Annotated in this window: 15 protein-coding genes; 4 read left to right on the top strand and 11 right to left on the bottom strand. The window is 75.6% G+C overall.

What is annotated here, in order from left to right:
- Positions 1–39 precede the first annotated feature (39 nt).
- The 4 genes from thpR to ACIQGQ_RS23985 all read right to left on the bottom strand — a co-directional run bounded on the left by thpR (position 40) and on the right by ACIQGQ_RS23985 (position 4,377).
- Positions 40–636: an RNA 2',3'-cyclic phosphodiesterase gene (gene thpR / locus ACIQGQ_RS24000; RefSeq protein ID WP_402398701.1), complete on the bottom strand. Its 597-nt coding sequence runs from the start codon at positions 634–636 to the stop codon at positions 40–42.
- A 119-nt stretch (positions 637–755) separates the two neighbouring features.
- Positions 756–2,333 carry an alpha/beta hydrolase gene (locus tag ACIQGQ_RS23995; RefSeq protein ID WP_402398699.1) on the bottom strand — a complete coding sequence of 526 codons (1,578 nt, stop codon included), beginning with the start codon at positions 2,331–2,333 and terminating at the stop codon, positions 756–758.
- A 482-nt stretch (positions 2,334–2,815) separates the two neighbouring features.
- A complete protein-coding gene (locus ACIQGQ_RS23990) occupies positions 2,816–3,616 on the bottom strand; it encodes a DUF6585 family protein (RefSeq protein WP_402398697.1) in 801 nt (266 codons plus the stop codon).
- Positions 3,617–3,753: 137 nt separating this feature from the next.
- Positions 3,754–4,377, bottom strand: a complete 624-nt coding sequence (locus tag ACIQGQ_RS23985) for a TetR/AcrR family transcriptional regulator (RefSeq protein WP_402398696.1) — start codon at positions 4,375–4,377, stop codon at positions 3,754–3,756.
- Between the two features lie 95 nt (positions 4,378–4,472).
- Between ACIQGQ_RS23985 and ACIQGQ_RS23980 the strand changes: the two genes are divergently transcribed.
- Entirely contained in the window at positions 4,473–5,723 is a 1,251-nt protein-coding gene (locus tag ACIQGQ_RS23980; RefSeq protein WP_402398695.1) for a 2,4-dienoyl-CoA reductase, read from the top strand.
- A gap of 138 nt (positions 5,724–5,861) precedes the next feature.
- Positions 5,862–6,407 carry a hypothetical protein gene (locus ACIQGQ_RS23975; protein ID WP_402398693.1) on the top strand — a complete coding sequence of 182 codons (546 nt, stop codon included), beginning with the start codon at positions 5,862–5,864 and terminating at the stop codon, positions 6,405–6,407.
- 63 nt (positions 6,408–6,470) lie between these two features.
- On the opposite strand, the gene ACIQGQ_RS23970 is transcribed toward ACIQGQ_RS23975, so the two are convergent.
- The 6 genes from ACIQGQ_RS23970 to ACIQGQ_RS23945 form a co-directional block, all read right to left on the bottom strand.
- On the bottom strand, positions 6,471–7,133 hold the full coding sequence (locus ACIQGQ_RS23970; protein WP_402398692.1) for a DUF4232 domain-containing protein: 663 nt from the start codon (positions 7,131–7,133) through the stop codon (positions 6,471–6,473).
- 228 nt (positions 7,134–7,361) lie between these two features.
- The gene (locus tag ACIQGQ_RS23965) at positions 7,362–9,173 is read right to left on the bottom strand and encodes a hypothetical protein (protein ID WP_402398690.1); all 1,812 of its coding nucleotides are present in this window, start codon (positions 9,171–9,173) and stop codon (positions 7,362–7,364) included.
- The gene (locus tag ACIQGQ_RS23960) at positions 9,170–12,775 is read right to left on the bottom strand and encodes a DUF5682 family protein (protein WP_402398688.1); all 3,606 of its coding nucleotides are present in this window, start codon (positions 12,773–12,775) and stop codon (positions 9,170–9,172) included. Before ACIQGQ_RS23960 ends, ACIQGQ_RS23965 begins: the two co-directional genes overlap by 4 nt.
- Positions 12,772–13,926, bottom strand: coding sequence for an AAA family ATPase (locus tag ACIQGQ_RS23955; RefSeq protein WP_402398687.1), 1,155 nt, complete (start codon positions 13,924–13,926; stop codon positions 12,772–12,774). Before ACIQGQ_RS23955 ends, ACIQGQ_RS23960 begins: the two co-directional genes overlap by 4 nt.
- 116 nt (positions 13,927–14,042) lie before the next feature.
- On the bottom strand, positions 14,043–18,962 hold the full coding sequence (locus tag ACIQGQ_RS23950; protein WP_402398685.1) for a DNA-binding protein: 4,920 nt from the start codon (positions 18,960–18,962) through the stop codon (positions 14,043–14,045).
- Complete coding sequence (locus ACIQGQ_RS23945) at positions 18,959–19,825, bottom strand: DUF4132 domain-containing protein (protein WP_402398684.1); 867 nt, start codon at positions 19,823–19,825, stop codon at positions 18,959–18,961. The genes ACIQGQ_RS23950 and ACIQGQ_RS23945 overlap by 4 nt, the downstream gene beginning before the upstream one ends.
- Before the next feature lie 465 nt (positions 19,826–20,290).
- On the opposite strand from ACIQGQ_RS23945, the gene ACIQGQ_RS23940 reads away from it, so the two are divergent.
- Both ACIQGQ_RS23940 and ACIQGQ_RS23935 read left to right on the top strand, forming a co-directional pair.
- The gene (locus tag ACIQGQ_RS23940) at positions 20,291–21,631 is read left to right on the top strand and encodes a bifunctional folylpolyglutamate synthase/dihydrofolate synthase (RefSeq protein ID WP_402398682.1); all 1,341 of its coding nucleotides are present in this window, start codon (positions 20,291–20,293) and stop codon (positions 21,629–21,631) included.
- A 234-nt stretch (positions 21,632–21,865) separates the two neighbouring features.
- Positions 21,866–23,179 (top strand): serine hydrolase domain-containing protein, encoded by a 1,314-nt coding sequence (locus tag ACIQGQ_RS23935; RefSeq protein WP_402398680.1) that lies wholly within the window; start codon positions 21,866–21,868, stop codon positions 23,177–23,179.
- Positions 23,180–23,208: 29 nt separating this feature from the next.
- Here the strand turns inward: ACIQGQ_RS23935 and ACIQGQ_RS23930 are convergent, their stop codons facing one another.
- Complete coding sequence (locus tag ACIQGQ_RS23930; protein WP_402398679.1) at positions 23,209–24,144, bottom strand: EamA family transporter; 936 nt, start codon at positions 24,142–24,144, stop codon at positions 23,209–23,211.
- Between the last annotated feature and the right edge of the window lie 4 nt (positions 24,145–24,148).

The following is a 24,148-nucleotide window of genomic DNA, read 5'->3' as shown; positions in this document are numbered from 1 at the left end:
GTGGGGGAAGCCGTGGCGGACCACCACGGTATCGGCTGCTCAGGTTCTGGCGGGCTGTTCGTCGCCGAGCGGCCATGCCTCGATGTCGCGGTAGTGGATCGGGCCCCGGCTGCGGCCGGCGTTGCTCCCGACCAGGTGCAGGCGTTCGGTGTGCCAGGGGCGGCCGGTGAACCCGGCGAGTCTCCCGGCGATCTCCCCCACCGAGGACGGGTCTCCCCGGCGGGCGCGGGCGAGCGTGAGGTGGGGGCGCAGGGGCCGTTCCTCGAAGTCGATGCCGTGGTTCCTGACGGCGGTGCGCACGTCGGCGGCGAGGAGGTGCAGCCCGTCCAGGTCTCCGGTGATTCCGCTCCAGAGCACCCGGTCGTCGAAGGTGCCGCTGCCGTTCAGTGCCAGGCGCAGCGGTTCGTGGTCCGCCGCGAGGGCGGCGAGGGGCGGGCGCAGCAAGGGGACCGTCGCGGCGGGGAGTTCTCCGAGGAATGCCAGGGTGATGTGCCAGTCCTCGATGCGGTTCCATCGCATGCGGGGGTGTGTGGCGTGGGCGGGGCGCAGTTCCTGGGCCAGTTCTTCCTTCGCGTGGTCGGGTGGGGCGAGTGCGATGAAGACGCGGACGGTCGTGGGCGGGGTCTGATCGTTCACACCGGACTTCGTACCGCACGGGGTGGCGGGGGTGGTGTCCGGGGCCGGGATGTCCGTCGCGGCGCCCCGGGCCGGGTGGGTCCGGTCCGGGGTGCGTGTGTGCTGCGGGTGGGGCCGGGTTACTTGGCGCAGGTGCGGTCGCGGGCGGGGAGGCGGCCGGTGGCGAGGTAGGAGTTGACGGTGGAGTCGATGCAGGTGTTGCCGTAGGCGGCGTAGTTGACGTGCTGGTTGGCGCCGTCGAGGGTGAGGAGGCGGGAGCTGGGCAGGCGGTCGTGCAGGGTGGCGCTGTTGGTGTAGGGGACGCGGGGGTCACCGGTGGAGGCGACGATCAGGGCCGGGGTGTCGTGGGTGACGCGGACGGGTGCCTCGCGGGGGCGGTCCCAGAAGGCGCACGGGGTGATGCTCTCGGTCAGCGGGGCGAACAGCGGGTGGGCGGTGCGGCCGTTCTCGATGTCGCGCCAGTACGTCTCGGGGTCGCGCGGGGCGGCGACGTCGCCGCAGAGGATCGCGGTCTGGGCGCTGGCGACGGGGGAACCGGCGGGGGTGAACACGCTGCGCATCAGGGCGGCGAAGGCGGGCGGCAGGGTGGTGGGGCGGCCTTCGGCGGCCCGGGCGAGCAGGGCCATGTGTTCGGCCAGGGAGGCGCGTGCCGGTTCGGTCTCGTCGGCGAGTTCGGTGAAGAGCAGGGCGGGGACCTGGCTGTTGTCGAGGCGGAAGACGTCGGGGGCGGTGCCGACGGTCAGCGGTTCGCGGGCGGAGGCGGCGATCACGTCGTCGAGGGTGGCCCGTACCTGTGCGCGGGTGCGGCCGAGGCCGTAGGTGCTGTCGCGGGCGGCCGTCCATCGGGCCCAGTCGTCGTACGCCTTCTCGTTCTCGGCGTCGGCCCCCTTGAGGAGGCGGGGGTTGTAGCGGTCGGGGTCCAGGGCGCTGTCGAGGACGACCCGGTCGTAGCGCTTGGGGAACATCTGGGTGTAGGCCGTGCCCAGGTAGGTGCCGTAGGAGAAGCCCAGGTAGGAGATCTTCCGCTCGCCGAGGACGCTGCGGACGACGTCGATGTCGCGGGCGGTGTTGCGTGTGGTGACGTGGGGCAGGAGGGGGCCGTTGGTGGTGCGGCACCGCTGTGCGACGTCCTTGGCGCGGGCGGTCTGGCGGTCGAAGCCGGCCCGGTCGGGGCCGGCCGACAGCAGGCCGGGTCCGGAGCTCAGGCCGCAGTCCAGGGGGGTGCTGCGGCCGGTGAAGCGGGGGTCCATGCCGATGAGGTCGTAGCGGGCGCCGGTCTCCTTCATCGTGGGGCGCACGAGGAGTCCGATGCCGAGGCCGGGGCCGCCCGGGCCGCCGGGGTTGATCAGGAGGGAGCCGATCCGGTTGCGGGTGTCGGTGGCCTTCAGGCGGGACACGGCGACGGTGATGGTCCGGCCCCGGGGCTTGCTGTAGTCGAGCGGTACGGTCACGTCCGCGCAGCGTGCGCCCGCGGCGTCGAGGGCGCGGCCCGTCTCGTCGTCCGTTCCCCGGGCGCAGCCCTGCCAGTGGGGGCGCTGCTGGTAGTAGCGGCCGAGTCCGGCCGTGGGCGCCGCGTCGGCGGGCTTGTGCGTGGCGGCGGGGGCGGCGGGCGCGGCGGCCAGGGCGGTGGTGAGGCCGGCGGCGAGGGCGAGTCCCACAGCCGAGGCGCGCCGTAGGGCGGTGCCGGGGGTGGTCATGTGCTTCTCCTGACGATGACGGACACGGCCGGCCCGGGGGTGTCCGGGCCGTACCGGTCGAGCCTTTCAGCGGGGCTTGTCCGTGCGCGTCGTTGCGGGGCACGAACCGGTGGTACGTCAGGGGCAGCAGGCCGGGTGCGGGCGTACGTCGCGCGTACGACGTAGCGTCGGTGCGGGGTTCTTTGTCGGGTGCCGCCGGTCGTCCTGCGGGGTTCGGGTCGGGGTGCTGCCCGTCGGGGTCAGGGTTCCGGTGCAGGGCACGCCCCGGGGTCCCGGGGTGTGTCGCCGTCGGGGCCGGCGGGGTGTCGGTGCCGCGCCGGTGGCGGCCGGGGTGGTCCGGGCGGTGTCCGCGGGTGCGGTCCGGGGCGGCGGCGCTGGGGCCGCCGCGCGGCGAGCATCGGTGCGGCCGGTACGCAGGTGAAGCCGGTGGGCAGTGCGGTCGGGGCGGCGGGGCGTGGGTGTGTGGCGGGAGGGGCGCCGGGTCAGACCGGGTCGCCCGGTTCCGGCCGCCTCCCGGCCGCCTCCCGGCACATCCTCTCGGTGAGGGCCAGGAGGACCGAGAGGTTCTCCACCGCCTCCGCGGGGAACCTGGCCCACGGCTTCCTGTCGCCGTGCCGGTGGATCTCCAACCAGCCGCGCTCCACCGCGATCCGCTCGATCTCGCGCCAGGCGAGCAGGTGGTCGAGGTGTCCGACGCCTGCGGGGTCGAGGTGGAACCCGAAGAAGTCGACCCGTTCGCCCGCCCTCAGCCGGGCGCCGTCCTGCGGCAGCCGTACGCGGGTGAACGCCCTGTCCACTTCCTCGGCGAACCGGACGACTCCCGCGTAGCCGTCGGTCACCACGATCTCGGCGCCCTTGCGGGGGCGTACCCGGAGTTCGTGCGTGGTGGCGCTGGTGATCCCGTTCGTCACTCTGGTGCTGTGCCACCGGATGCCGCCGATCTCGTCCCAGGTGTACGCCTCCGGCTCGTTCCCGGCGACCTGGCGGACGATGCCGTTGCGGTAGTGGCCCACCCAGACCTGTGGCTGTCGTCTCGTGAGTGCGAGGAAGAGGTAGTAGCCGGCCACGGAGACGATGCCGGCCCCCAGTACGAGCAGCGGCAGCCCGTAGTACCAGGCGCCGTGGCTGCGTTGGGCCTCCGCCGCGGCGGAGATCCCCATCCACAGGAGCGGCAGTCCGATCACTGCCGGGAACAGCACCACGATCCACGGGAAGCGTCTGGGGTCGGTCCACGCCAGCCCCTGGCGGGGGCCGAGTTGGAGTTCCTGTGCGGCTCCGCGCATGGCGGGCGGAACGGGAGTGGAAGCACGGTCCGGCACAAGTCCCCCCGGGGGCAAGATGGTTGAGGCCATTGTCGGGGTGGGCGGCCTGTCCGGGAAGGGGGTTTCGGCCCTGTTGCGCGTGCCGGGCGACACGGTTGTCAGGCGGTCGTCCCGGGGGCGGGTGCGGTCGTGGTGCGCGGCGCCGCCGGGGGCGGGGCGAGCAGGGCGCGCACGGCGGCGCGGACCTGGTCGTCGACCGCCTGCGGGGTGGAGCTGTCGAGTTTGCCGTCGAGGTGCAGGAACGCCAGCCCGTGGACGAGGGCCCAGACGGCGGTCGCCCGTGCCGCCGGGTCGCCGGTCCCGGGGAACGCGGTGCGGACGACGTCCTGGACGTACTCCGAGAGGACGGCGGCCGCGGCGGCGCGTTCCTCGTCGGCGGGGTCGCAGGGTTCGGCGAACATCGCCCGGAACAGTGCGGGGTGTTCGAGCGCGAACCGTACGTAGACGACGGCGAGCGCGGCCAGGTCGTCCGGCGCCGGGGGGGACGGACGGGCTCCGGCCAGTTTCCCGGCGAGTTCGCGGTATCCCTGGGCGGCGACCCCGGAGACGAGCGCGTCGCGGTCGGCGAAGTGGCGGTAGGGGGCGGTGGCCGACACCCCGGCGCGGCGGGCGACGGCGCGCAGGGACAGCCCGGCGCCGCCGTCCTCCTCCAGCAGTTCCCGCGCGGCACGCAGGCAGGCCGCGCGCAGATCGCCGTGGTGGTACCCGTTGCTCTGCGGCACAGCTCACACCCTCCAATGTTTGCGGTGCTCACACCGCACCGTAATGTAAGTGGTGCACACATTGTAGGCAGGCGGCACGGAAGAGGGAGACGACCATGACCAGCGAGCTGTTCTCGCCCCTGCGGCTGGGCTCCGGGCAGGTACTGGGGAACCGGATCGCGAAGGCGGCCATGGAGGAGAACATGGCCGGGGAGGGGCAGCTTCCCGGCCGGCGGCTGCTGACGCTCTACCGGCGCTGGGCCGCGGGCGGTGCCGGGCTCCTGATCACCGGCAACGTCATGGTCCACGCCGAGGCGCTGACCGGTCCCGGCGGCGTCGTGCTCGACGAGCACGCACCGCTCGGACCGTTCGCCGACTGGGCCGCGGCCGGCAGGTCGGGCGGCGGGGCGGTCTGGATGCAGATCAACCACCCCGGCCGCCAGGTGGAATCCGGCATGCCCGGCGTGGTGTGGGGGCCGTCCGACGCCGGTGTCTCCCTGGGCAGGCACAGCGGCCGGTTCGGGCGGCCCACCGCCATGACCGCGCGGCAGATCGACCGGACCGTGGACCGGTTCGCCGTCACGGCCCGCCGCGCCGAGGAGGCGGGGTTCGACGGGGTGGAGATCCACGCCGCCCACGGCTATCTGCTCTCCCAGTTCCTCTCCCCGCTGGTCAACACGCGCACCGACCGGTGGGGCGGGCCGCTGGAGAACCGGGCCCGGATGCTGCTGGACACCGTCCGGGCCGTACGCGCCGCCGTCTCCCCGTCCTTCGCCGTCGCGGTCAAGCTCAACTCCGCCGACTTCCAGCGCGGCGGCTTCGACGCCGACGACGCCCGGCAGGTCATCGGGATGCTCGCACCGCTCGGCACCGACCTGGTCGAACTGTCCGGCGGCAGCTACGAGAGCCCGGCGATGACCGGCGGCTCCGCCGACGACCGGACCCGGGCCCGGGAGGCCTACTTCCTCGACCTGGCCCGGGACCTGGTCGGAACGAGCCCGCTGCCGCTGATGCTCACCGGCGGCATCACCCGGCGCGCCACGGCACAGCGGGTCCTCGACAGCGGCGTGGCGGTCATCGGCATGGGCACCGCCCTCGCCGTCACCCCGGACCTGCCCGACCGGTGGAAGGACGGCCGCGAGGCCGACCGGCGGATGGCACCGGTGACCTGGTCCGACAAGACGCTCGCCTCGGCGGCCGGCATGGCCCGGGTCCGCCACCAGATGCGCCGCCTCGCCAGGGGCGCCGGCCCCCGGCCCGGTGTCCACCCGGCCCTCACCCTGGCCTCCGAGCAGTGGAAGCAGCGGCGGGCCCTGCGCCGCTACCGTGCCTGGCTGGCCACCGCGCGGGGCGCCGCGGGCGAGTGACCGGCCCCGGCGGTACGGCCGCGCCGGGCGCAGCCCCTGGCCCCGCCGATTGGCTCCCCAACGGCTCCGTGGGGTAGAAAGCCCCGTCGATCAATCATGATCACGTCACTGAGCCATCTCATTCGGGGGAATGAAGGAATGACGTCAACCCGCCGTTTTCTCGGCGCGATCGCACTGCTCGCCGCTCTGGGCGCCGTCACCGCCTGCGGCCCGGACGAATCCGACGCCGTGGGCACGGCCGGAGGCGACAGCGCCGCCTCCCCGGCCGCCGGAGGCGCGGAGGACGGGGACTGCGGCAAGCCGCCGGTCCTGCCCGCGGGGCACACACGGCTGAAGGTCACGCTGATGCGTGACGCCGGCGGCTTCGAGGCCGCGAAGGCCGAGCCGCACTGCACACCGAACGACTGGATCTACGGCGCCGGCAAGGACGCCCCGACCACGCACTACGTCCTGCCCGAGAACGTCGGGGCGCAGCTGGCCCTGGCCGACGGCCCCGGCCAGTGGAAGCAGGTCGACCACGACCAGCTGGCGCTGCACATCGACCGCTGCCTCGCCCAGGAGATCGGGGCGCCCGACGACTACCCCAAGGTGAAGGCGCCCTTCGGCTGCTTCGGCAACATCTACGAGATCACTCTGGACGCCAAGGGCGAGGTGGCGACGGTGAAGGAGATCTGGAGCGTCTGACGGTGCCCGCGCGTCCGGCCGGGGCCCGGGCTCCGGCCGGGCGTGTTTGGCCCGTCGCCGCTGTCAGACCGTGTGCGTGGGGTAGACCTCGACGTCGGTGTAGGCGCCCTTGACGTCCCCCGCGCCCTCGGGCCACGGCAGGGTCACGGTGTGGGTCTCGTTCGGGGGCGTCACCAGGAGGTTGGTCGGGTGCGCGAGGCTGCCGCCGCTGTTGTCGATGTCGTAGGCGAGGTCGAAGACGGCGGCGTCACCGGGCTTCAGGACGGTGACGCGCGGCTGGGCGTGGCCGCGCGGGACGGGGTTCGAGGTGTTGTCGGCGTCCTTGATGTCGACGCCCGCGAAGCCCGTCGCCGAGCAGGCGGTCGAACCCCGGTTGACCATGGTGATGTCGATCCGGCCGGAGTCCTTGCCGGGTGCGGCGTCCACGGCGTCGATGGCCAGGTCCTTCGTCCTGCAGAACGCGACCTTGCCGCCGGTGCCCGCCGCGGCGCCGGCCCCGCTCCCGCTTCCCTCGCCGGAGCCCTGCTCCGCGCCGCCGGAGCCCGAGCCGCCCTCCGTCCCCGCGCTCCCGTCCGGGGACGAGGGCGAGGCGGCGGACGACGGGGACGAGGCGGCGGGGCCCTGGGCGGACGGGTCCGCCGCGGGGTCGTCGCCGTCGCAGGCGGTGAGCGAGAAGGCGGCGGCGACGGCGAGGGCGGCGAGAGCGGTGACGCGGGTGTACTTCACGGTGTTCCCCCGGAACGGTGCGGTGCGTGCGGTCTGAAGTATTTGTATTCCCCACCGGGTCACGGGCGGCCCCCCGCCGCGTCCTCGTTCTGTCACAGGCGGGGCGGCGGCCGCCCGCCCCGCGCGGGCGCGCGGACGGCCCCGCCGGCCGGCCCGTTCCGCAGCGGCCGGACCGTTCCGCGGCTTCTCCAACGTCCGCCCGGCGGTGGCCCGTTGGGGCGGCCGGGCTCAGGCCTCGGGGTGCGACCAGGACGCGGCCAGCAGCGAGCGTTCCGCGGCGGCCAGATGCACGGCCGAGGCGAGCCAGGCCCGGGCGTAGGCGTCGGCGGAGGGGTCGGCTAGGCGGCCGAAGGGGTCGCGGGGGCGGCGGCCCGCCTCCGCCGTCAGTTCCTGCGCGAGCCGGGCCGCCCGGCCGAGCCCCGCCCGGGTCAGGCGGGCGGGGAGGGAGGCGGCGTCCGGCCCCCGGCCCGCCTCGGCCACGGCGCGCCGGCCGCCCGCGACACCCGTCTCCAGCAGGCGCCGGACCCGCCACAGCGGTGCCAGGGCCAGCGGGTCGGGGCCCGCGGTGACCGGCCCGCCGGCCGCCCCTCCCGCCGGCCGGGTGGGGAAGTGCTCGCCCTGGAGCCGGTCGTAGCCCAGGTCGGCACGGCCCTTCCACGCCTCCGGCAGGCGCAGGGTGGCGGACTCCCCCGGCACCGGCCCGACCGCCAGCGGCAGGAGCGTCGCCGCCCGGTCCAGGTCGGGGCGGCCGAGCACGCGCAGGGCGAGCCCGGGGTGTTCGGCGATCCGTCGCAGGTTGGCGGCGTGCGGCAGTTCCGGGTGGGGGTGGGCGGGGCGCAGCCTCAGCAGCGGTCCCCCGCCGGTGACACGGACGACGACGAAGCCGTCGGCCGCGCCGATCACCTCCGTGTCGCAGCCCAGCAGCTCCGGTGCCGGGCCGCCGGGGGCGCGGTCGGCGAGGACGGCGGCCATCGCCTCGCGCACCGGGCGGGCGAAGAGGGCGGCGGCCGGTTCCTCGGACCAGTCCACCCCGCGCAGCGGTGTCGCCCCGACCTTCCGTCCCGCGCCGAGCCGCCCGTCCGCGGAGACGGTCGCGCCGACGATCCGCAGGCCGCCGCGGGCCAGCCCGGCGTGGTCGAGGACGGCGCCGCCCAGTGCCACGGACGCGGATCCCGCGCCCTTCGCGCGGGCGAGGCCGCCGGGGCGCACGTCGGACACCGTGTAGTGGGCGCCGTCCGGGCCGACCAGGTGCGTGGTCACCCCGCCGTATCCCGTCGCGGACAGCACCGGCTCCCGGCACAGGCCGTGCACCCGCAGGGTGCCGCCCTGTTCGTAGACCCGGCGGGCGGGGCGCGCCGCGTCCGTTCCGGCGGTCCCGGCGGCGAGCAGGGCGGCGCCCGCCAGCAGCTCGCGGAAGGCTCCGGTGAGGTCGGCGAGGCGCTGTTCCCCGCTCCGGTCCCGGGCGGCTCTCAGGCCCCGTACGACGGTGAGTGCGGCCGCTTCGGCCCGGGGCAGCCCGGCCAGCCGGGCGGTGTGGGCGGCGCGGAGCAGCTCGGCCTGCACCACGGCGCCGCCCGCGGTGACGCCGGCGGACAGGGCCTCGGCGGCGGCGTCCCACAGCGCCGTGGCGGCGCGGACCTGTGCCGGGGCGGGGGCGGGCGGGGCGGTGGCGGGCGCGGCCTCCTCCGGGTCCGGGTCCGGTTCCGTGCAGGTGCCGGGGGGCGTGGGGTCCGTACCGTCGTCGCCGTCGGCGAGGGGGGCGGCGCCCAGGACCGCGGCCCGGTGCAGGCAGCGCGGGGCCAGCAGGCAGGTGCACACGGCCTGTCCGGGTTCCGTGACGGTGCCGGACGGGCCGGGGCGCAGGGTGACCGCGGCGTCCTCGCCGAAGGGGACCTCGACCGCCCCGTCGGCCGTGGCCGAGGCCCGGGCGGCGCAGTCCGTGATCGCCGCGTCGAGTTTCCTGCGCAGGCGCGGGCTGAGCTGCTCCACGGCGTCGGCGAGGACGTCGGGGGCGACGGGGGGCAGGGTGCGGGTGCTCAACGGGGTTCTCCACGGAGGCGGTCGCCCACCCAGCGGGCGAGTTCGAGCGGGCTGAGGGCGGCCACCGGCATTCCGGCCGCGACGAGCCGGCGTGCCACGGGCACCGAGTAGCGGGGGGTGCCGGTGTCGTCGAGTGCCGCGCAGCCCAGCAGGTGGGCGCCGCTGGAGGCCAGGGCGCGGACCTCGCCCAGCAGGTGGCCGAGCGGTGCGCCCTCCTCGAAGTCGCTGACCACGACGACGAGGGTGCGGCTGGGCACGGTGATCAGCGAGCGCGCGTGCGCGAGGCCGGCGGCGATGTGCGTGCCGCCGCCGACCCGGACCTCCAGGAGCAGGGACAGCGGGTCCTCGACCCGGTCGGTCAGGTCGATGACCTGGGTGGAGAAGGCCAGGAAGTGCGTGGACAGGGTGGGGACCCCGCCGAGGACGGCGGCGGTCAGCGCCGACCAGATCACCGATGCCTCCATCGAGCCGGAGACGTCGACGACGAGGACCAGGCGCCAGTCCGCCTCCTTGCTCGCCCGGGTGCTGAACAGCGGGCGCTCCGGTACGACGACGAGCCGGCCGTCCGGTGTCCGCCGGGTGTGGGCGAGGTTGGCGCGCAGGGTGCGGGCGAGGTCGAGGCGTCCGCCGGGGCGGCGGGTCGGGCGGGGGGTGGCCAGGCCGGTGAGCGCCGGGCGCAGGCGGGTGGCCAGCTGCCGGGACAGTTCGTCGACGAGCCGCTTCACCAGGGGTCGCAGCCGGGCGAGTTGGGCCTCGGGCATGCCTCCGGCCAGGAACAGCACCGAGCCGAGGAGTTCGACGGACGGGCGTACCGCTGCCGGGTCGAGCTGGGCGAGGACGTCGGTGCGTCCCGTGTCGGCGGCCTCGGCGAGGACCTCCTCGCGTACGTCGGTGCCGAAGAGGGCCTCCAGTTCCCGTGCCCACTCCCGGGCGGTGGGGAAGGAGGGGTCCTGGCCGCCGCCCTGGCCCGGGGCGGTGGTGCCGGGGTCGTGTGCGCCTTCGCCGCGGCCGCGGCCGTAGAGCTCGTCCAGGGCGTGGGCGTAGCGGCGGGCGTCGCCGGTGAGCCGTTCCTTGTGGCGGCCCAGGAGCAGGCGCCAGCGGTCGGTGCGGCCCAGGCGCCGGTCGGGGCCGTTCGTGGCGGTGTCCGGGGCGGGGCGGGGTGTTCCGGCCGGGTCCGGGTCCGGTTCGGGGCCGGGGTGCGTGTTCGTGTCCGGGTGGGGCAGGCCGAGGGCTTGGAGGGCCGCCGAGCCGGCGGCGTCGGCCGCCGCCCACAGGGCGAGCAGTTCGGGCGGGGCGTCGAGCGACAGGTCGAGCCGGTCGCCGAGCCGGTCCGTCACGGTGGTGAGCAGTCTGTCGCGGGCGGCCGGGGGCAGTGTGTCGAAGCCGCCGCGCAGGGCCGGGAGCCGGTCGAGGAAGTCCTGGTCGGTCAGGGTGTCGATCCGGTCCATGAGGGGGGTCAGGGCGTCCGGTGACGCCTGGAGCAGCGGTCCGGCGGCGGTGAGCAGTCCGGTGAGGCGTTTCGTCAGGGCCCGGCGGGTGTCGGGGGCCGTGGCTCCGTCGATCCAGCCGGCCGTGCGTCCGCCCAGTCCGGTCGCGTCGTCCAGGTCGAGCAGGACGCGTACGGCCAGGGCCGCGCCCTGGACGAGTGGTGCGCCCCCGTCCGCGAGTTCGGCCAGGGCTTGGTCCAGGCGCAGGCCCAGGTGGCGGGTGGCTGCCCGGTCCGCGAGGGCGACCAGTGCGGCGGCGTCGGCTTCGCTGTCGCTTCCGGCGAGGCCGGGCAGGGAGCGGACCGCGGCTTCGAGGAGTTCCTCGGCGAGTGTGCCGGCCGTGGTGCGGGTGTGGTGGGGGGTGGCGGGGTAGTGGCCGCGTCGCAGTCCTTCCAGCAGGTCCAGGGCCTGGAGGAGTTCGGGCAGGTCGGCGTCGCGGGGCAGTACGGCGGTTGCCTCGTGCAGGCGTGCGTCGACGAGTTCGGGCAGGTCGCAGCGGGCGGCGGCGGTCAGTCCGGTGAGGATCTGCGCCGGGGTGGGTCCGCCTTCGGCGGCCTCGTGGCGGGCGGTCGCGGTGAGTGTGCCGGCGGCGGCCTGGGCCGCGGTCACTCCGCGTACGCCCGCGAGGTCGAGGCGTGCGGGTACGGAGGGTGTCCAGGTGGCACGCCATCGGGTGCCGAGTGCGGTGCCGTCGCCGGTGCCGGCCACGTCCAGGGGTTCGCCGTAGGAGGCGCCGATCACCAGCAGCCGTTGGAGGAGCGCTTCGCGGCGGGCGTCCAGCGGTGAGCGGAGCGGGTCCAGGCGCAGGTCGCGGGGGGCGGGGTCGTCGGGGCGGGGCAGGCGCAGTTGTGCGAGTTCGGCCTCGACCGAGGGGCCGAGGCCGGACCGGGGCGCGTGCGGGGTGATCCGGCCGCGGGTGGTGCCGACGAACACGGTCTCCAGCGCGCGGGCCAGGGCCCGGCCCCGGCCGAGGGGTTCGCCCTGGCCGAGGACGGTGGTGACGGCTTCCAGGAGTTCGCCGCGTCCGGGTGCGGGCAGGCCGCGCAGGGCGGCCAGGTCGCAGGCCAGGCGCAGGGTCTCGGCGGCCTCGCCGGTCCCCGCGGTGTGGCCGTTGCGGCGCAGTTCGCGGCAGAGGGCGGTCACCGCGTCGCCGGCGGCTTCCCGGATCCGTTCCGGATCGCCGGCGGTGGTGAGCACCGCCTGCTGCCAGAGCGGGTCGCGGATTCCGGCCGGGTAGCCGGACCGGGAGTCGAGCAGGTCGAAGGAGTACGGCACGAGGGAGGTCACCGCCGGGTTGTCGGGCGCCGTGGTGGTCTTCTTCCCGGCTCCGGCCTCCGCTCCGGTGCCGGCCTGTGCGGGCGTGAGGAGCGCGGGGGCGTGGAAGGCGCCGATCACGGCCGCCACCCGGCGCCCGTGGGCCGAGGCGGCGGCGATCACCTGCCGCATCCGTTCCTCCCGCGCCAGGTCGGCGGCGGGTACGGCGGCGTCGGCGCGCAGGGCCCAGCCCACGCCCAGTGCGGCGCGGCGCACCGCGTCCGGGGCGCACCCCGGGGCCAGTACCTCCACCGCGCGGTCCCACAGGTCGTCCCCGTCCCGGCCGGTCCCGGCGGCGGCGAGCGCCTCGGCGTAGGAGTGCGGTGCCCGTGCCGCCCCGTCACCGGGAACGGGACCGGACGTGTCCGTGGCGTCGAGGGGGGCACCGGGGTGCGCGGTCCCGGTCCCGTCCGGTGCGGGGGCCGGTCCGGGTTCGTGCGCCGACCAGCCCGGGTCGGCGAGGGGCAGGTCGCAGCAGACGACCTCCGCTCCCCTGCCCGCGGCCCAGCGGATGGCGGCGAGTTCGGGCGAGAAGTCGGCGAACGGGTAGAACGAGAGCCGTCCTCCTTCGCCCGCGCCGGCCAGGGCGACCGGGGCGACGGTCCCGGGGTCCGCGAGGTGTTCGAGCCAGGGCCGGAAGTCGGCCGGCAGCTCGACGCAGACCACGTCGGCCCGTGCCTCGTCGAGCAGGGCGGGCACCACCGCGGCCAGGGCCGGGCTGTGGTGGCGCACCCCCAGCAGGTACGGGGTGCGCGACGCGGCCAGCGCGTCCACGGCCGTGCGCGGGTCCGGGGCGGTCAACGCAGGCTCCCGCGCAGGTCCCAGAGCCGGCGCCACATCGCCGAGCCGTTCTCCGCCCGGCGGCGCACCGGGCCGTCCCAGTAGCCCAGCAGCCGTGCGTGGTCGGCGGGGTCGTCCTTGCGGACCACGCCGAGCAGGTGTCCCGGCAGCAGGTCGAGCACGTCCCCGCCGGGCAGGTAGGCGGCCGCGACCCCGAGGGACGCCGCGACCTGGACGGCCTCGGCGGTGGACATGACCGTGCCGGGCCGTTCCACGTCCCAGCCCTCGGTGGAGCGGCCGGAGCGCAGGTCGCGGAAAACGGTGACGAGGGCGTCGAGGACGGCTTCGTCGACGGCGAAGGCCGCGCCCGCGCGCTGCACGGCGGCGACCGCCTGGCGGCGGATCAGGACCGCTTCGGCGTCGGCGTCGGCGATCGGGTCGACGGTCTCGAAGTTGAAGCGGCGCTTGAGCGCGGCCGACATCTCCGAGACGCCCCGGTCGCGGAGGTTGGCGGTGGCGATGACGGTGAAGCCGGGGGCGGCGCGGACGACCGCGTCCTCGGTGGCGGTCAGCTCGGGCACGCTCATCCGCCGGTCGGACAGGATGGAGACGAGGGCGTCCTGGACCTCGGGCAGGCAGCGGGTGATCTCCTCGACCCGCACGACCCGTCCGGCCCGCATGGCGGCCAGGACCGGGGAGTCCACCAGGGCCTGCGGGGTGGGGCCCTGGGCGAGGAGCAGGGCGTAGTTCCAGCCGTAGCGGAACGCGTCCTCGGTGGTGCCCGCGGTGCCCTGCACGGTCAGGGCGCTGGTGCCGCTGACGGCGGCCGCGAGGAGTTCCGACAGCATCGACTTGGCCGTGCCGGGTTCGCCGGTGAGCAGCAGTCCGCGTTCTCCGGCGAGGGTGACCACGCAGCGTTCGACCAGGGCGCGTTCGCCGACGAACTTCGGGGCGATCACCAGCTTCGGCGGGAGGCCGGTCCGGCTCCGGGGCAGGGTCAGTTCCGCGCCGTCGCTGCCGCAGACGAACGTGACGACCGCGCGGGGGGTGAGTGCCCAGCCGGGCGGGCGGGGGCCGGTGTCCTGGGCGGCGAGGAAGGCGAGTTCGGTGGCGTGGTGTTCCTCGGCCGGCCGGCCCTGCCGGGCGGGTGCGGTCTGTTCGGTGGCGGTCATGCGGGGTCCTTCGTCGTGGTTCGCGGGATGCGTACGGGGGGCGGCGCGGCGCGCCCGGGGTGCGGGGGCGCCGCGCCGTCCTGGTGGCGGGCGGCCCGGTGAGGGGCCGTGGTGGTTCAGCGGCGGCGCCTGGTGCGCCGCACCTTCAGTTCCTCGAAGCGCGGGAGGTCGCCTTCGAGGATCCGCCGCCAGGCCCGGGTGAACAGTTCCGCGGCCGGTTCGAGCGGGACCAGGGCGCCCAGCGCGGGACGGCCGCCGGTGGCGGTCCCGTACATCGGCAGTTTCCACTGCTCGACGGGCAGGACGGGGGCCGACTGCTCCGCCCAGGCGCCCGGCAGGAACAGGGAGCGTCCCGCCCGGGCCCGTACGGCCGTCACCACCAGGTCGGTCGCGGCGAGTCCGGTGCGGGCCGCCTTGAGCCGGGCCGGCTTCCATCCCGTCCATCGCGCGGTGTTGCGGTCCGTCGGGTCGGGCAGGGCGAGCAGCATCAGGTAGAGCGTCGCCGCGTCGGCGGTCAGTGCGTGCTTCCCGGCGACCTCGGCGACGTGTCCGGGCACCGAGCGGGACGGGTCCTGCGGCCACCACAGGCCCTCGTCGTCCGCCGTTCCGGCCGCGGGGGCGCCCGGGTCGGCCAGCAGCCGGGCGAACGCCGGGTCGTAGGCGCGGCGCAGGGCCGCCTCGGTCTGGGTCGGCTGCTGGTCGGCGCCGCGCAGTGCCGCCAGGTAGGGGTCGGATCCGGTGGGGTCCAGCAGGGCGGGGCGGACGGCCGGCTGGGGCTGGCCGTCCTGCGTGGCCATGAGCACCGCGCCGTACTGCTCGTGGTCGGGTGCGGTCCGGGTCGGGGCGCCGGCCACCTTCCGGAAGTCCGCGAGGCTGCTGTAGTGCCCGACGGAGAGCAGCAGTTCGGGGGCCGCGAGCCGTTGCCGTACGGCGGTCAGGGCGCTGGGCAGTGCCGCCCTGACCGGGTCGCCGGCGGGCAGCCGGTGGGCGAGCCAGGCCGTCAGGCTCATGGCGCCGGCCAGGACCGACGAGGTGAACGGTGTGTCGGCGGGGGTCGCCGGTACCGGGCGGTCGCCCTCGATGCGCCACGGCACGTCGGTGGAGAGCTCCGGGGAGGACTCCGGTTCCAGCAGGGCCGGGAGGGCCCGGTGCACGGGCCAGCCGCCGCGCGTGGCGCGGGCGGCCTCCGCCGTCAGCCAGTCGGGCACCTGGCGGCGGCGTCCCACCTTCGCGTTCCACACGGCGGCGGCCGCCGCCACGTCGGGGCCCTCGTTCCACAGCCGTGCCGGGGTGCCGGGCAGGAGTGCCGCGAGGAGCGCGCGGCGTACCTCGGCCGGCAGTGCGCGCAGTTCGTCGCGGGCGTGTCCCGCCTCGGCCACCTTCAGGCCGAGTGTCCTGCGCAGTTCGGCGGGCAGGAAGTTGTTCTCCCAGCTGTCGATGGCGGGCATGCCCGCGAGAAGGATCCGGGCCAGGGCCCGGGAGGCGCCGGTGAGGCTGCTGAACTCGTCGGCGGCCCGGGGCGAGAAGGGCGCGGCCTCGCGGGTCCGGGCCTCTTCGAGGAAGCGGGTCAGCCAGTCGGCGCCGCGTGTCCGGTCGCCGACCCGGGTCCCGCCGCTGCCGGTGTAGGGGCCGGGGACCTCGAAGCGGCCGTCCGGGTCGTGGAACAGCGCGTCGAACTCCCGGCCGCCGTCGATCTCGGTGTTGTGCTCGGTGAAGCCGAGCGCGGCGCCGCCGCCCAGGGGCAGCACGCTGCGGTGGGCGGGGGTGCGCCGCTGGCCGTCCGGTGTGTGCAGGTGGGGGGTGGTCAGGCGGACCGTGACCCGGCGCCAGTGGGTGGCCGAGGCCTCCGTCGAGGCCAGTCCCAGCGCGTCGACCCGGCCCAGGATGTCGAGGAGGGCCGCCCGGTGTTCCGGGTCGCCGCCGGGTGCGACGGCCCGGTAGGCGATGGCGGCCGGCTCGTCCAGGAGCGGGACGAACGGCAGTGACGAGTACGGCAGTGACGGCAGGTCGAAGTGGAGCCGGCCCGGCGGGACCGTGGCGGCGGTGTCGGCGCGCACGGACGCCAGGGCCTCCAGGTAGCGGTGGGTCACGTCGGTGTCCGCGCCGTAGCTGTAGTAGGAGCGTTCGGCGTCGGTGATGCCGTGCAGTGCCTTGGCGAGCGTCCGGTCGCTCGGTCCCTGGGTCCGGTCCTCCGCGGGCCGGCCGGTGGGGTCGAGGCGTGCGGCCACGGCGTCCAGCGTCTTCTGCTGCTGCATCGCGAAGCGCAGCACCTTCACCACACCGGCGACCAGTTCGGGTGCCGAGAGGCGGGGCAGTGCGGTGCGCACCAGTGCGGGCAGGTCCGTTGCCCGTTCCGCGAGCGCGGCCGCCTTCAGCAGGGCCCCGGCCGACTCCGTGTCGGCGACCCGCAGTGCCGCCGAGCCCTGCGGGTCGCGGGCGCGCAGCATGTGCAGGTACGGCAGGGGCGGCAGGGCCTGGGCGGCGGTCCCGTACAGGTTGTTGTGGTGTTCGCAGTGGGCGGTCGCCGTGACCAGGCCGTCCGGGTCGTTGAGCGACAGCTCGCGCCACTGCCGGGTCAGGGCCCGTGGCCGGTCGTCGCCGGGGAACGTGAGGGCGCCGACCGGCCGCTCGGCGCCCTTGGGGAGGGTGACGGTCCGTCCGGTGGTGTCCTCGCCGTGGTGGGTGCCGTCGGGCAGCCGTACGACGCGCCAGCCGAGGAGCCCGTCCGCGGACGTCCCCTGGGCCGATCCGGCCACCGCCGGGGCGGGCCGCAGCCGGCAGGACCGGGCCACCAGTTCGGTTCCGGGGGTGTGCGGCAGCAGTGCGTCGGCGAGGAAGCCGGGCTGGGAGCGCCGGCCGTACGTGCCGCTCACGGGGTCGTGTTCGAGCCAGCCGCCCGGTTCCTCCCCGTCCCTTTCCCGCCACACCCAGTACGAGGTGCCGTCGGACAGCAGCGCGCGTTCGGCGGGCAGCTTGGTGTCGCCGGTGTGGAGGACTCCCCCGCCGGTGGCCCGGCCGCCGGTGGGGAGCTGCAGGCTGAGGTGGTCCGAGCGCATGGCCCAGGAGTCGAGGCCCGGGAGCGTGAACACCGTGTCGGGTGCGGTGTGCCAGTAGCCCTGCGGTTCGCCCCGGCCGTAGGTGCTCCAGAACACCAGCAGCGCGCCGTCCACGTAGTGGAAGCCCGTGCGCCACACGGAGGTGGCGGGTGTCCGCAGGTCGTGGACGAGAACGGTGGAGTCGGCGTCGATGACGCGTGCCTGGGTGGCGTTGGCCACGATCAGGTACGGCCATGCCTCGGCGACCGTGAGGCCCTCGGTGCTGTGGTGTCCGGGTGCCAGGTGTTCCAGGGCCTCTTCCCACACCGGCCAGCGCAGTTCCTCCCACAGGCCGCCGCGCAGGGTGCGGGCCACGGCTTCGCCGAGATCGGCCCCGGCCGCGGTCGCGACCTCGCGCGGTGCGAGGGCGAGTGCCTCGGCGGGCAGCCACGAGAGGCGTTCGATCGCCTGCGGCAGTCCGGGCAGCCCGGCCGTCACCGAGGAGGCGGCCACCTCGCGCATCCACTCGGTGAGCATCGGGCGGCCGCCCGGGGAGGCGGCCAGCCGCCGCATCACGTCGGTGCCGGAGGAGGCGTTGGTGTAGCTGTCGGCCCCGCGGGTGAAGGCGGGCCGGAAGCGCGGGTCGGCCGCCAGTGCGGTCAGGTCCCGTGGTTGCTCGCCGCGTGCCCAGTCCGACAGGTTCAGGGCGTTGTCGCCGCGGTGGCGGAGGTGCTTCCTCTCGGGGTCGGCGACCTGGATCCCCAGGGAGAGCAGGAGGTCCAGCAGGTCCACGTCCTCGACGCCGATCCGCAGGAACCGCTGGTCGTCGGGGCGGGCGGCCAGGTCGGTGCGGAGCCGGCCGGCCGCCCGCTCGACCAGTGCGAGCAGGGCGGGGGGTGTCGGGCGCGGGCCCCAGCCGCGGTGCCGGGCGGCGTGGAAGCGTTCCAGCCAGCCGGCCGCGCCGTCGGAGCACTGCTCCTGCTGCGGCAGGCCGGCGTCGGTGAGACCGGCGTCGGCCCCGGATTCCGCCAGGATCCCCAGCCACAGGTCGGACGTCTCCCCGTCGTCCCCGGGCGGGGTCATCGACAGCAGTGTGCCCCGTACGGACGGGACGCGCCGGGCCAGGGCGGCCAGCGCGCCGCGGTTCGACTTCCACCAGCCGGTGGCGGCCCGCAGGGTGGCCGGGAGCGGGAGGAGTTCGGCGAGGTGGTCCTGTTCCGCCTCGCTGCCGGAGAGGGACGCGGCGCGGGCGAGGCGCTTGAGTTCGGTCGCGGCCTGGGCGGAGGGGGCGAGGCCGCCGGCGGTGCGGCGGACGCACAGCCGGCGGAACCGCTCGTACGCCTCGGTGGGGGTGAGCCGGGCCGACAGGTCCTTGGCGTAGCCGGTCAGGACCTTCACCGGCAGTGCGCCGGCCAGGGCGAACTCCAGGAACACGGCGTCGAGCCGGTTCTCGTCGACCGTCAGTCCGTGCTGTGCCTCGGCCGTGCGGGCGCGGCCGAAGAGCTGGCCGGCGTAGGTGCTGTTCTCGACGCCGAGGAAGATCCGTGCGGCCTGCTCGTAGAAGAGGGGCAGGAAGTGCGGGACGGACTGGGCGAGCCGCCCGGCCAGTTCGTGGCAGGCGTCCAGGGCGGCCTTGGGCTTGGTCCTGGCCTGCCGGGCCAGTCGGTCCAGTTCCGGTACGACGGCCAGGGCGTGGTGCCCGTCCTCGGGGTGGTGGACCAGCACCCATTCGGGGAAGCCGAGTTCCCGGCGCCGGCCGAGGCCGACCACGGTGGGAGCGGTGTGCGGCTGGAGTCCGAGGAAGCTCGCGGCGAGGTCCTCGGCGGGGCCCAGTTCGGCCGCGGCCAGCCGGACGACGACGCGGTCCTCGCCGAGGACCGGGTGGCGGTAGGTCCGTGCGGTCAGCTCGACCGCCGAGGGGCCCGCGTCCGGTGTGCCGGCCGGGAGGACCGCACCCGCCGCGAGGAGTTCCCCGTTGTTGTTCCCAGCCGTCGCGGTCATGCGCCCTCACCCTTCTCGATCGTGCGGCCGGCGTACAGCGCAGCGGCCATGCGCATCCCCTCGGACCAGGCGACTGGTCCGACCTCGGTCAGCCGCACCGCGCGGCCGTCCCCGTCGTGCCAGCTCAGCGCGCCGGTCTCCGACTCCCCGTCCCAGTACGGCTCGCCGATCCACACCGATGCCTCCGTGCTGCCGCCCCGGTCGCGCACCTTGCAGGTGGCGTAGCCGCCGGAGACGCGGTAGCCGAGGCTGGTGGCGCGTGCGGCGAGGCCGAACCGCGAGGCGAACTTCCCGCCCGCGTAGTCCCGTATCTCCGTCGCCGTCCGCGGGTGCGCGGTGTCCGGTCCGTCCGGCCGGGTCCAGGTCGCCCGGTGGATCTGCTCCACCTTCTGGGTGATGCCGAGGTCGGCGGCGAAGTCCCGTACGTCGTCCAGGTCCGGCAGGAGGACGGGGTGGGGAAGCGTCACCGTGCGCGGGGACAGCCGCACGGTCTCGCCGTCGAGGTCGACGACCTTGAGCTCCCCGTCCCCGGTGACGTCCCGCAGGAAGCCGGCCTCGTCCGGGTCGTCGCCGACGACGGCCATGTCGCGCAGCGCCGCCCGCCACGCCTCGTCCGGCCACACCCGTGCGATCAGTTCGGTCGGGACCGGGAGCGAGGACACCATCCAGGCGTCCACCTGGGCCACGCACGCGGCCGCGTGCCGGTCCAGCCATTCGGCCAGCTGCTTCAGCCGGTCCGCCTCGGGACTGTCGCGCAGCGCCTTCGGCACCGTCTTCAGCTGCCGTCCCCCGGCGCGCCGTGCGACCACACGCCCTTCCTCAAGGGTGATCTCGTACCCCTCACCCGCTGCCAGCCACGCCATCAGCCGTGCCCCTCCGCCTGTCCATCCGATGCCGGCGCAGCCGGAACCAGGGACTACGGAAGTCCCTGAGCTGCGATATGAGGGGGAGACTAGCGAGGGCCTCTGACAACGCGGTTCATGGGCGGGGCCGGTTGCCCGTCGCGCGGCGGGCGGGCGAGTGGTCCCGGTGGGCTCGTCGGTGAGGGCGCCGGTGCGGGGCGGGGTGCGGCCCCGGGGCCTCGGCGGGCGGGGCGGCACCGTCCCCGCGACGGAACAGCGGTGGCGCGTCAGCGGGCTCCTCCTCCCGGTGCGCGGGGCCGCGCAGGGCCAACCCCGGTGGCCTGCGGGGCTCTTGGCCGACGTCCGGGGCCGTCCCCGGCGGGTCTCCGCGCGGCGGTGTGCCGGTGGGCGGCGGCCCGGACACCCGCCCCCGGAGTGATCACTCCCCGCTTCTCGTCCGTCACGCCTGGTGGCATGATCTGGCGGGTGGACTACCAACGCTGCGCCGACATCCTCGCGAAGATGCACGAGAACCCCCACGGCCTCCCCCGGCCGGTGCGGCAGGCGAACGTCTCCAGGCTGCTGGAGGTACTGGGCCGCCCCGAGCGGGAGTTGCGCGGGATGCTGGTGGTCGGTACGAACGGCAAGGGGTCGACCTGCGCGTTCGCGGTGTCGGCGGTGGCCGCGACCGGCGCACGGGTCGGCAGCATGCCGAGCCCGCATCTGCAGGAGCCCCGGGAACGGATCCGGATCGACGGGGTTCCCGTCACACGGGCCGAGTACACCGCGGCGTTCGCCGAGGTCTGGGACGCGATCGAGCGGCACGGTCTGCCCGTCCTGAGCCAGGGCGTCTTCACCACCACCGCGGCCGTGCACTTCCGGCGGGCCGGCGTCGGCCTGGCGGTGGCCGAGGCGAGCATCGGGGGAAGCAGGGCCGCGGCCGCGGAACTCGGCCTGGACGTCAAGGTCCTCACCGGTGTCGGACTCGACCACACCCGGCTGCTCGGCGACTCCCCGGCCCTGATCGCCCGGGCCAAGATCGAGGCCGTGCGCGACGGCGACCACGTGGTCCTCGGGCGGCTGGCCCCCGAGGCGGCCTCCAGCGCGGAACAGGTCCTCAGGACACGGACGGGGCTGTCCGTGTGGCGCGTGGACCACGAGATCCGCTACACCGCCCGTACCGCCGGCCGCGGTCCGGCGACGCTGGTGGACGTCACGACTCCCCGCGCGGTGCACCGCGATCTGCCCTGCCCCCTGCCCGGCGCACACCAGCACCACAACCTCGCGGTCGCCATCGCCGCGGTGGACGCGATGGCCGAACGCGGCCACATCCGCGACCCGGAGACCGAACGCCTGCGTCCCCGGCTGGCGGCCACCCGCTGGCCCGGCCGCCTCGAACTCGTCCCCCACGCCCGGCTGGACGGCTGGACGGGCCGCGTCCTGCTGGAAGGCGCCACCAATCCGCAGGGGGTCCGGACCGTCGCCCCCGAGATCCTGGACCGGGCCCGCTCCGAGGGACACCCGGGCCCGCCCGTGCTGGTCTTCGCCGCGATGGACGACAAGGACGTCTCCGGCATGCTCGCCCCGCTCCCGGCCGACTGGCCCCTGGTCCTCACCCGCACCGACTCGCACCAGGCCGCGGCCCCCGCCGCCCTGCACGGCCTGCTCTCCCCCGGCCGCCGAGGACCGTGCCTGAGCGCCGAGGACACCCCCTCGGCGCTGCGCCGGGCCGCCGGTATCGCCGGGCCCGGCGGCCTGATCGTCGTGTTCGGCTCGCTGCGCCTCGTGGGAGAGGCGCGTACCGCGCTCGCCCTGCGGCCCGGGTGAGGGGTTCCGCGAAGGACGCCGGTCGCGCCACGGCCCGCGCCGGGCCCCGCGACCGTCGCCGTCCGGTCCCCGCTCCGGCCCGCGTCATACCCAAGTACCTTTCTGCCGGGGCGGTTTCACGTCCGTGGTGCCAGGGGAGTCGGTGCCGGCTCGTCCCCGGGAAGGACGCCGCCACGGGAACGGCCGACCAGGATGGCCGGGATGCATTTCGGGCACGAAGGAAAGGACTCCCCTTTGCGTATCATCCGGACAGCCTCGACCGTCGCCGCCGCCGCCCTGTTGGTGACCGCCGCCGCGCCCGTGGCCCTCGCGGGTGCCGGACCCCGGGCGGCGGCCGTCTCCTCGGCGCCGTCCCCGCCCGGGGCGGGCCTGGACCCGGCGGCGCTGGGCGGTTCCCTGGACGCCGTCCACGCGGCGGGCATGTACGGCGTCTACTCCAGCGTCCGTGACGGCGCCCGGAGCTGGGACGGGGCCTCGGGCGTCGCCGACGTGGACACGGGCCGCCCGGTGGAGCCGGGGATGCGGCACCGGGTGGGCAGCATCAGCAAGACCTTCACCTCGGTCGCCGTGCTCCAGCAGGTCGAACGCGGCCGCATCCGTCTGGACGCCCCCGTCGGCGACTACCTGCCCGGCCTGATACCCGGGCAGCGCGGCCGCCAGATCACCGTCCGGATGCTGCTGAACCACACCAGCGGCATCGGCGACTACGTGCTGGGCGCCTTCCCGTCCCTGGCGCAGGGCTCGACGGCCAGCCTCGACGAGGAGCGTTTCCGCTCCATCGCCCCGAAGGAGCTGGTCCGGCTGGGGCTCGCGGCCCCGGCCACCGGAGCCCCCGGGGCGCAGCCCGGCCACTACTCCAACACCAACTACGTCGTCGCCGGGCTGCTCCTCGCCAAGGTCACCGGCCGGAGCGCGGAGTCGTACATCGCCCGGAACGTCATCGACCGCGCCGGGCTGCGCCACACCTCCTACCCGGACGGCCCCGCCGTCCGGGGCCCGCACTCCCGGATGTACGAGAGCTTCTACGGGCTGATCGACCCGCCCCGCGACTACAGCGTCTACGACATGTCCTGGGCCTCCACAGCGGGTGCGGTCGTCTCCACCACCGACGACCTGAACCGCTTCTACCGCGCCCTGCTGACCGGCCGTCTGATCGGCCCGGCGGCGCTCGCGGAGATGCAGCGCACGGTGTCGGTGGACGGCATCGACTACGGCCTGGGCCTGTACGCCGTCGACATCCCCGGCTGCGGGCGTTTCTGGGGCCACGACGGAGCGGTGTTCGGTGCCGGAACGCTCGCGCTGTCCAGTGCGGACGGCAGCCGCCAGGTGGCCACGGGCTGGAACCTGATGAAGTACCAGCGGATCGATGAGGACGGCACCGGCTTCGAGCCGAGCCCGATCGACGACGCCCTCAACCGCTACGTCGTGGGCGCCCTGTGCCCGGCGTACGCCGGACCCGCGGCACCGGCGCTGTCGCCGGCGCCCTCCGCCTCGGTGCTGACCGGTACCGACCTCTCCGCGGAGCCCTGGGCGGCGGTCCTGCGCTGAGCTTCCGGCCCGTGCCGCGCCCGTACCGCTCAGCCGGCGTCCCGCCGGCCGGTGCGGGCCGCGGTGCCGGGGCGCGCCGCACCGGCCCGGGTCCGGATCCTGGCGGCGGCCGTGGCGGCGACGGGCTGCCCGAGCACGATCCCGGCCAGGACGAGGAACAGTCCGCACAGCTGCTGCGGGGTGAGGGTCTCCGAGGCGACGGCGGTGCCGAGCAGTACCCCGGTGACCGGGTTCAGCAGTCCGACCAGGCCGACCGCGGCCGCCGGCAGCCGGCGCAGCCCGGCGAACCAGGCGACGAAGGCGACCGCGGTCGCGACGACGGAGACGTAGGCGAATCCGAGGACCGCGCCCGTGTCGAGGGAGGGGGGTGCTCCTTCGACGACGACGGCGAGCGGGAGCACGACCAGTCCCCCGGCGACGAGCTGCCACGCCGTCGAGGCGATGACATCGGTCCCGGTCCCGGTGTTCCACCGCTTGGCGAGCACGTAGCCGAGGGAGGACAGCACCATCGCCGTGGCCGAGGCGAGGACGCCTAGCGTGTTCGGGCGCGCGGTGCCGGTGAGCAGCATCAGGCACACGCCCGCCAGTCCGGTGGCGCCGCCCAGCAGGGGAAGGGCCCGGGGGCGTTCGGCGACCACCGCCCAGGCGGACAGCATCAGGACCAGGGGCGAGGCCGCCATGACGGTGGAGGCGATGCTCGTCGGCAGCAGCTGGGCCGCAAGGTAGACCAGGGCGAAGAAGGACCCCATGTTGAGGGTGCCGAGCACCAGCGACTTCCACCACCACGCCCCGTGGGGTGTCCGTCGGCGCAGGGCCAGCAGCAGGATCCCCGCGGGCAGGGACCGGAGCACCGCGCCGTAGAGCGGGTGGCCGGAGGGCAGGTAGGCGTGGGTGACGAAGTAGTTCGTTCCCCAGGCGACCGGGGCGATCGCCGTCACGAGGGTCCATCGGACAGTGGCTTCCACGGAA

It is taken from the genome of Streptomyces sp. NPDC092952 (assembly GCF_044754785.1).
Classification (GTDB): Bacteria; Actinomycetota; Actinomycetes; order Streptomycetales; family Streptomycetaceae; genus Streptomyces.
The sequence above is the reverse complement of the archived record's forward strand: the minus strand, read 5'-3'. Positions and strand labels throughout refer to the sequence as shown.

Excerpts from the sequence above, each read along its gene's own strand:
- ACIQGQ_RS23995 (WP_402398699.1), bottom strand. The coding sequence starts at position 2,333 with ATGACCACCCCCGGCACCGCCCTACGGCGCGCCTCGGCTGTGGGACTC.
- ACIQGQ_RS23990 (WP_402398697.1), bottom strand. The coding sequence starts at position 3,616 with ATGCGCGGAGCCGCACAGGAACTCCAACTCGGCCCCCGCCAGGGGCTG.
- ACIQGQ_RS23980 (WP_402398695.1), top strand. The coding sequence starts at position 4,473 with ATGACCAGCGAGCTGTTCTCGCCCCTGCGGCTGGGCTCCGGGCAGGTA.
- ACIQGQ_RS23975 (WP_402398693.1), top strand. The coding sequence starts at position 5,862 with ATGACGTCAACCCGCCGTTTTCTCGGCGCGATCGCACTGCTCGCCGCT.
- ACIQGQ_RS23955 (WP_402398687.1), bottom strand. The coding sequence starts at position 13,926 with ATGACCGCCACCGAACAGACCGCACCCGCCCGGCAGGGCCGGCCGGCC.
- ACIQGQ_RS23950 (WP_402398685.1), bottom strand. The coding sequence starts at position 18,962 with ATGACCGCGACGGCTGGGAACAACAACGGGGAACTCCTCGCGGCGGGT.
- ACIQGQ_RS23945 (WP_402398684.1), bottom strand. The coding sequence starts at position 19,825 with ATGGCGTGGCTGGCAGCGGGTGAGGGGTACGAGATCACCCTTGAGGAA.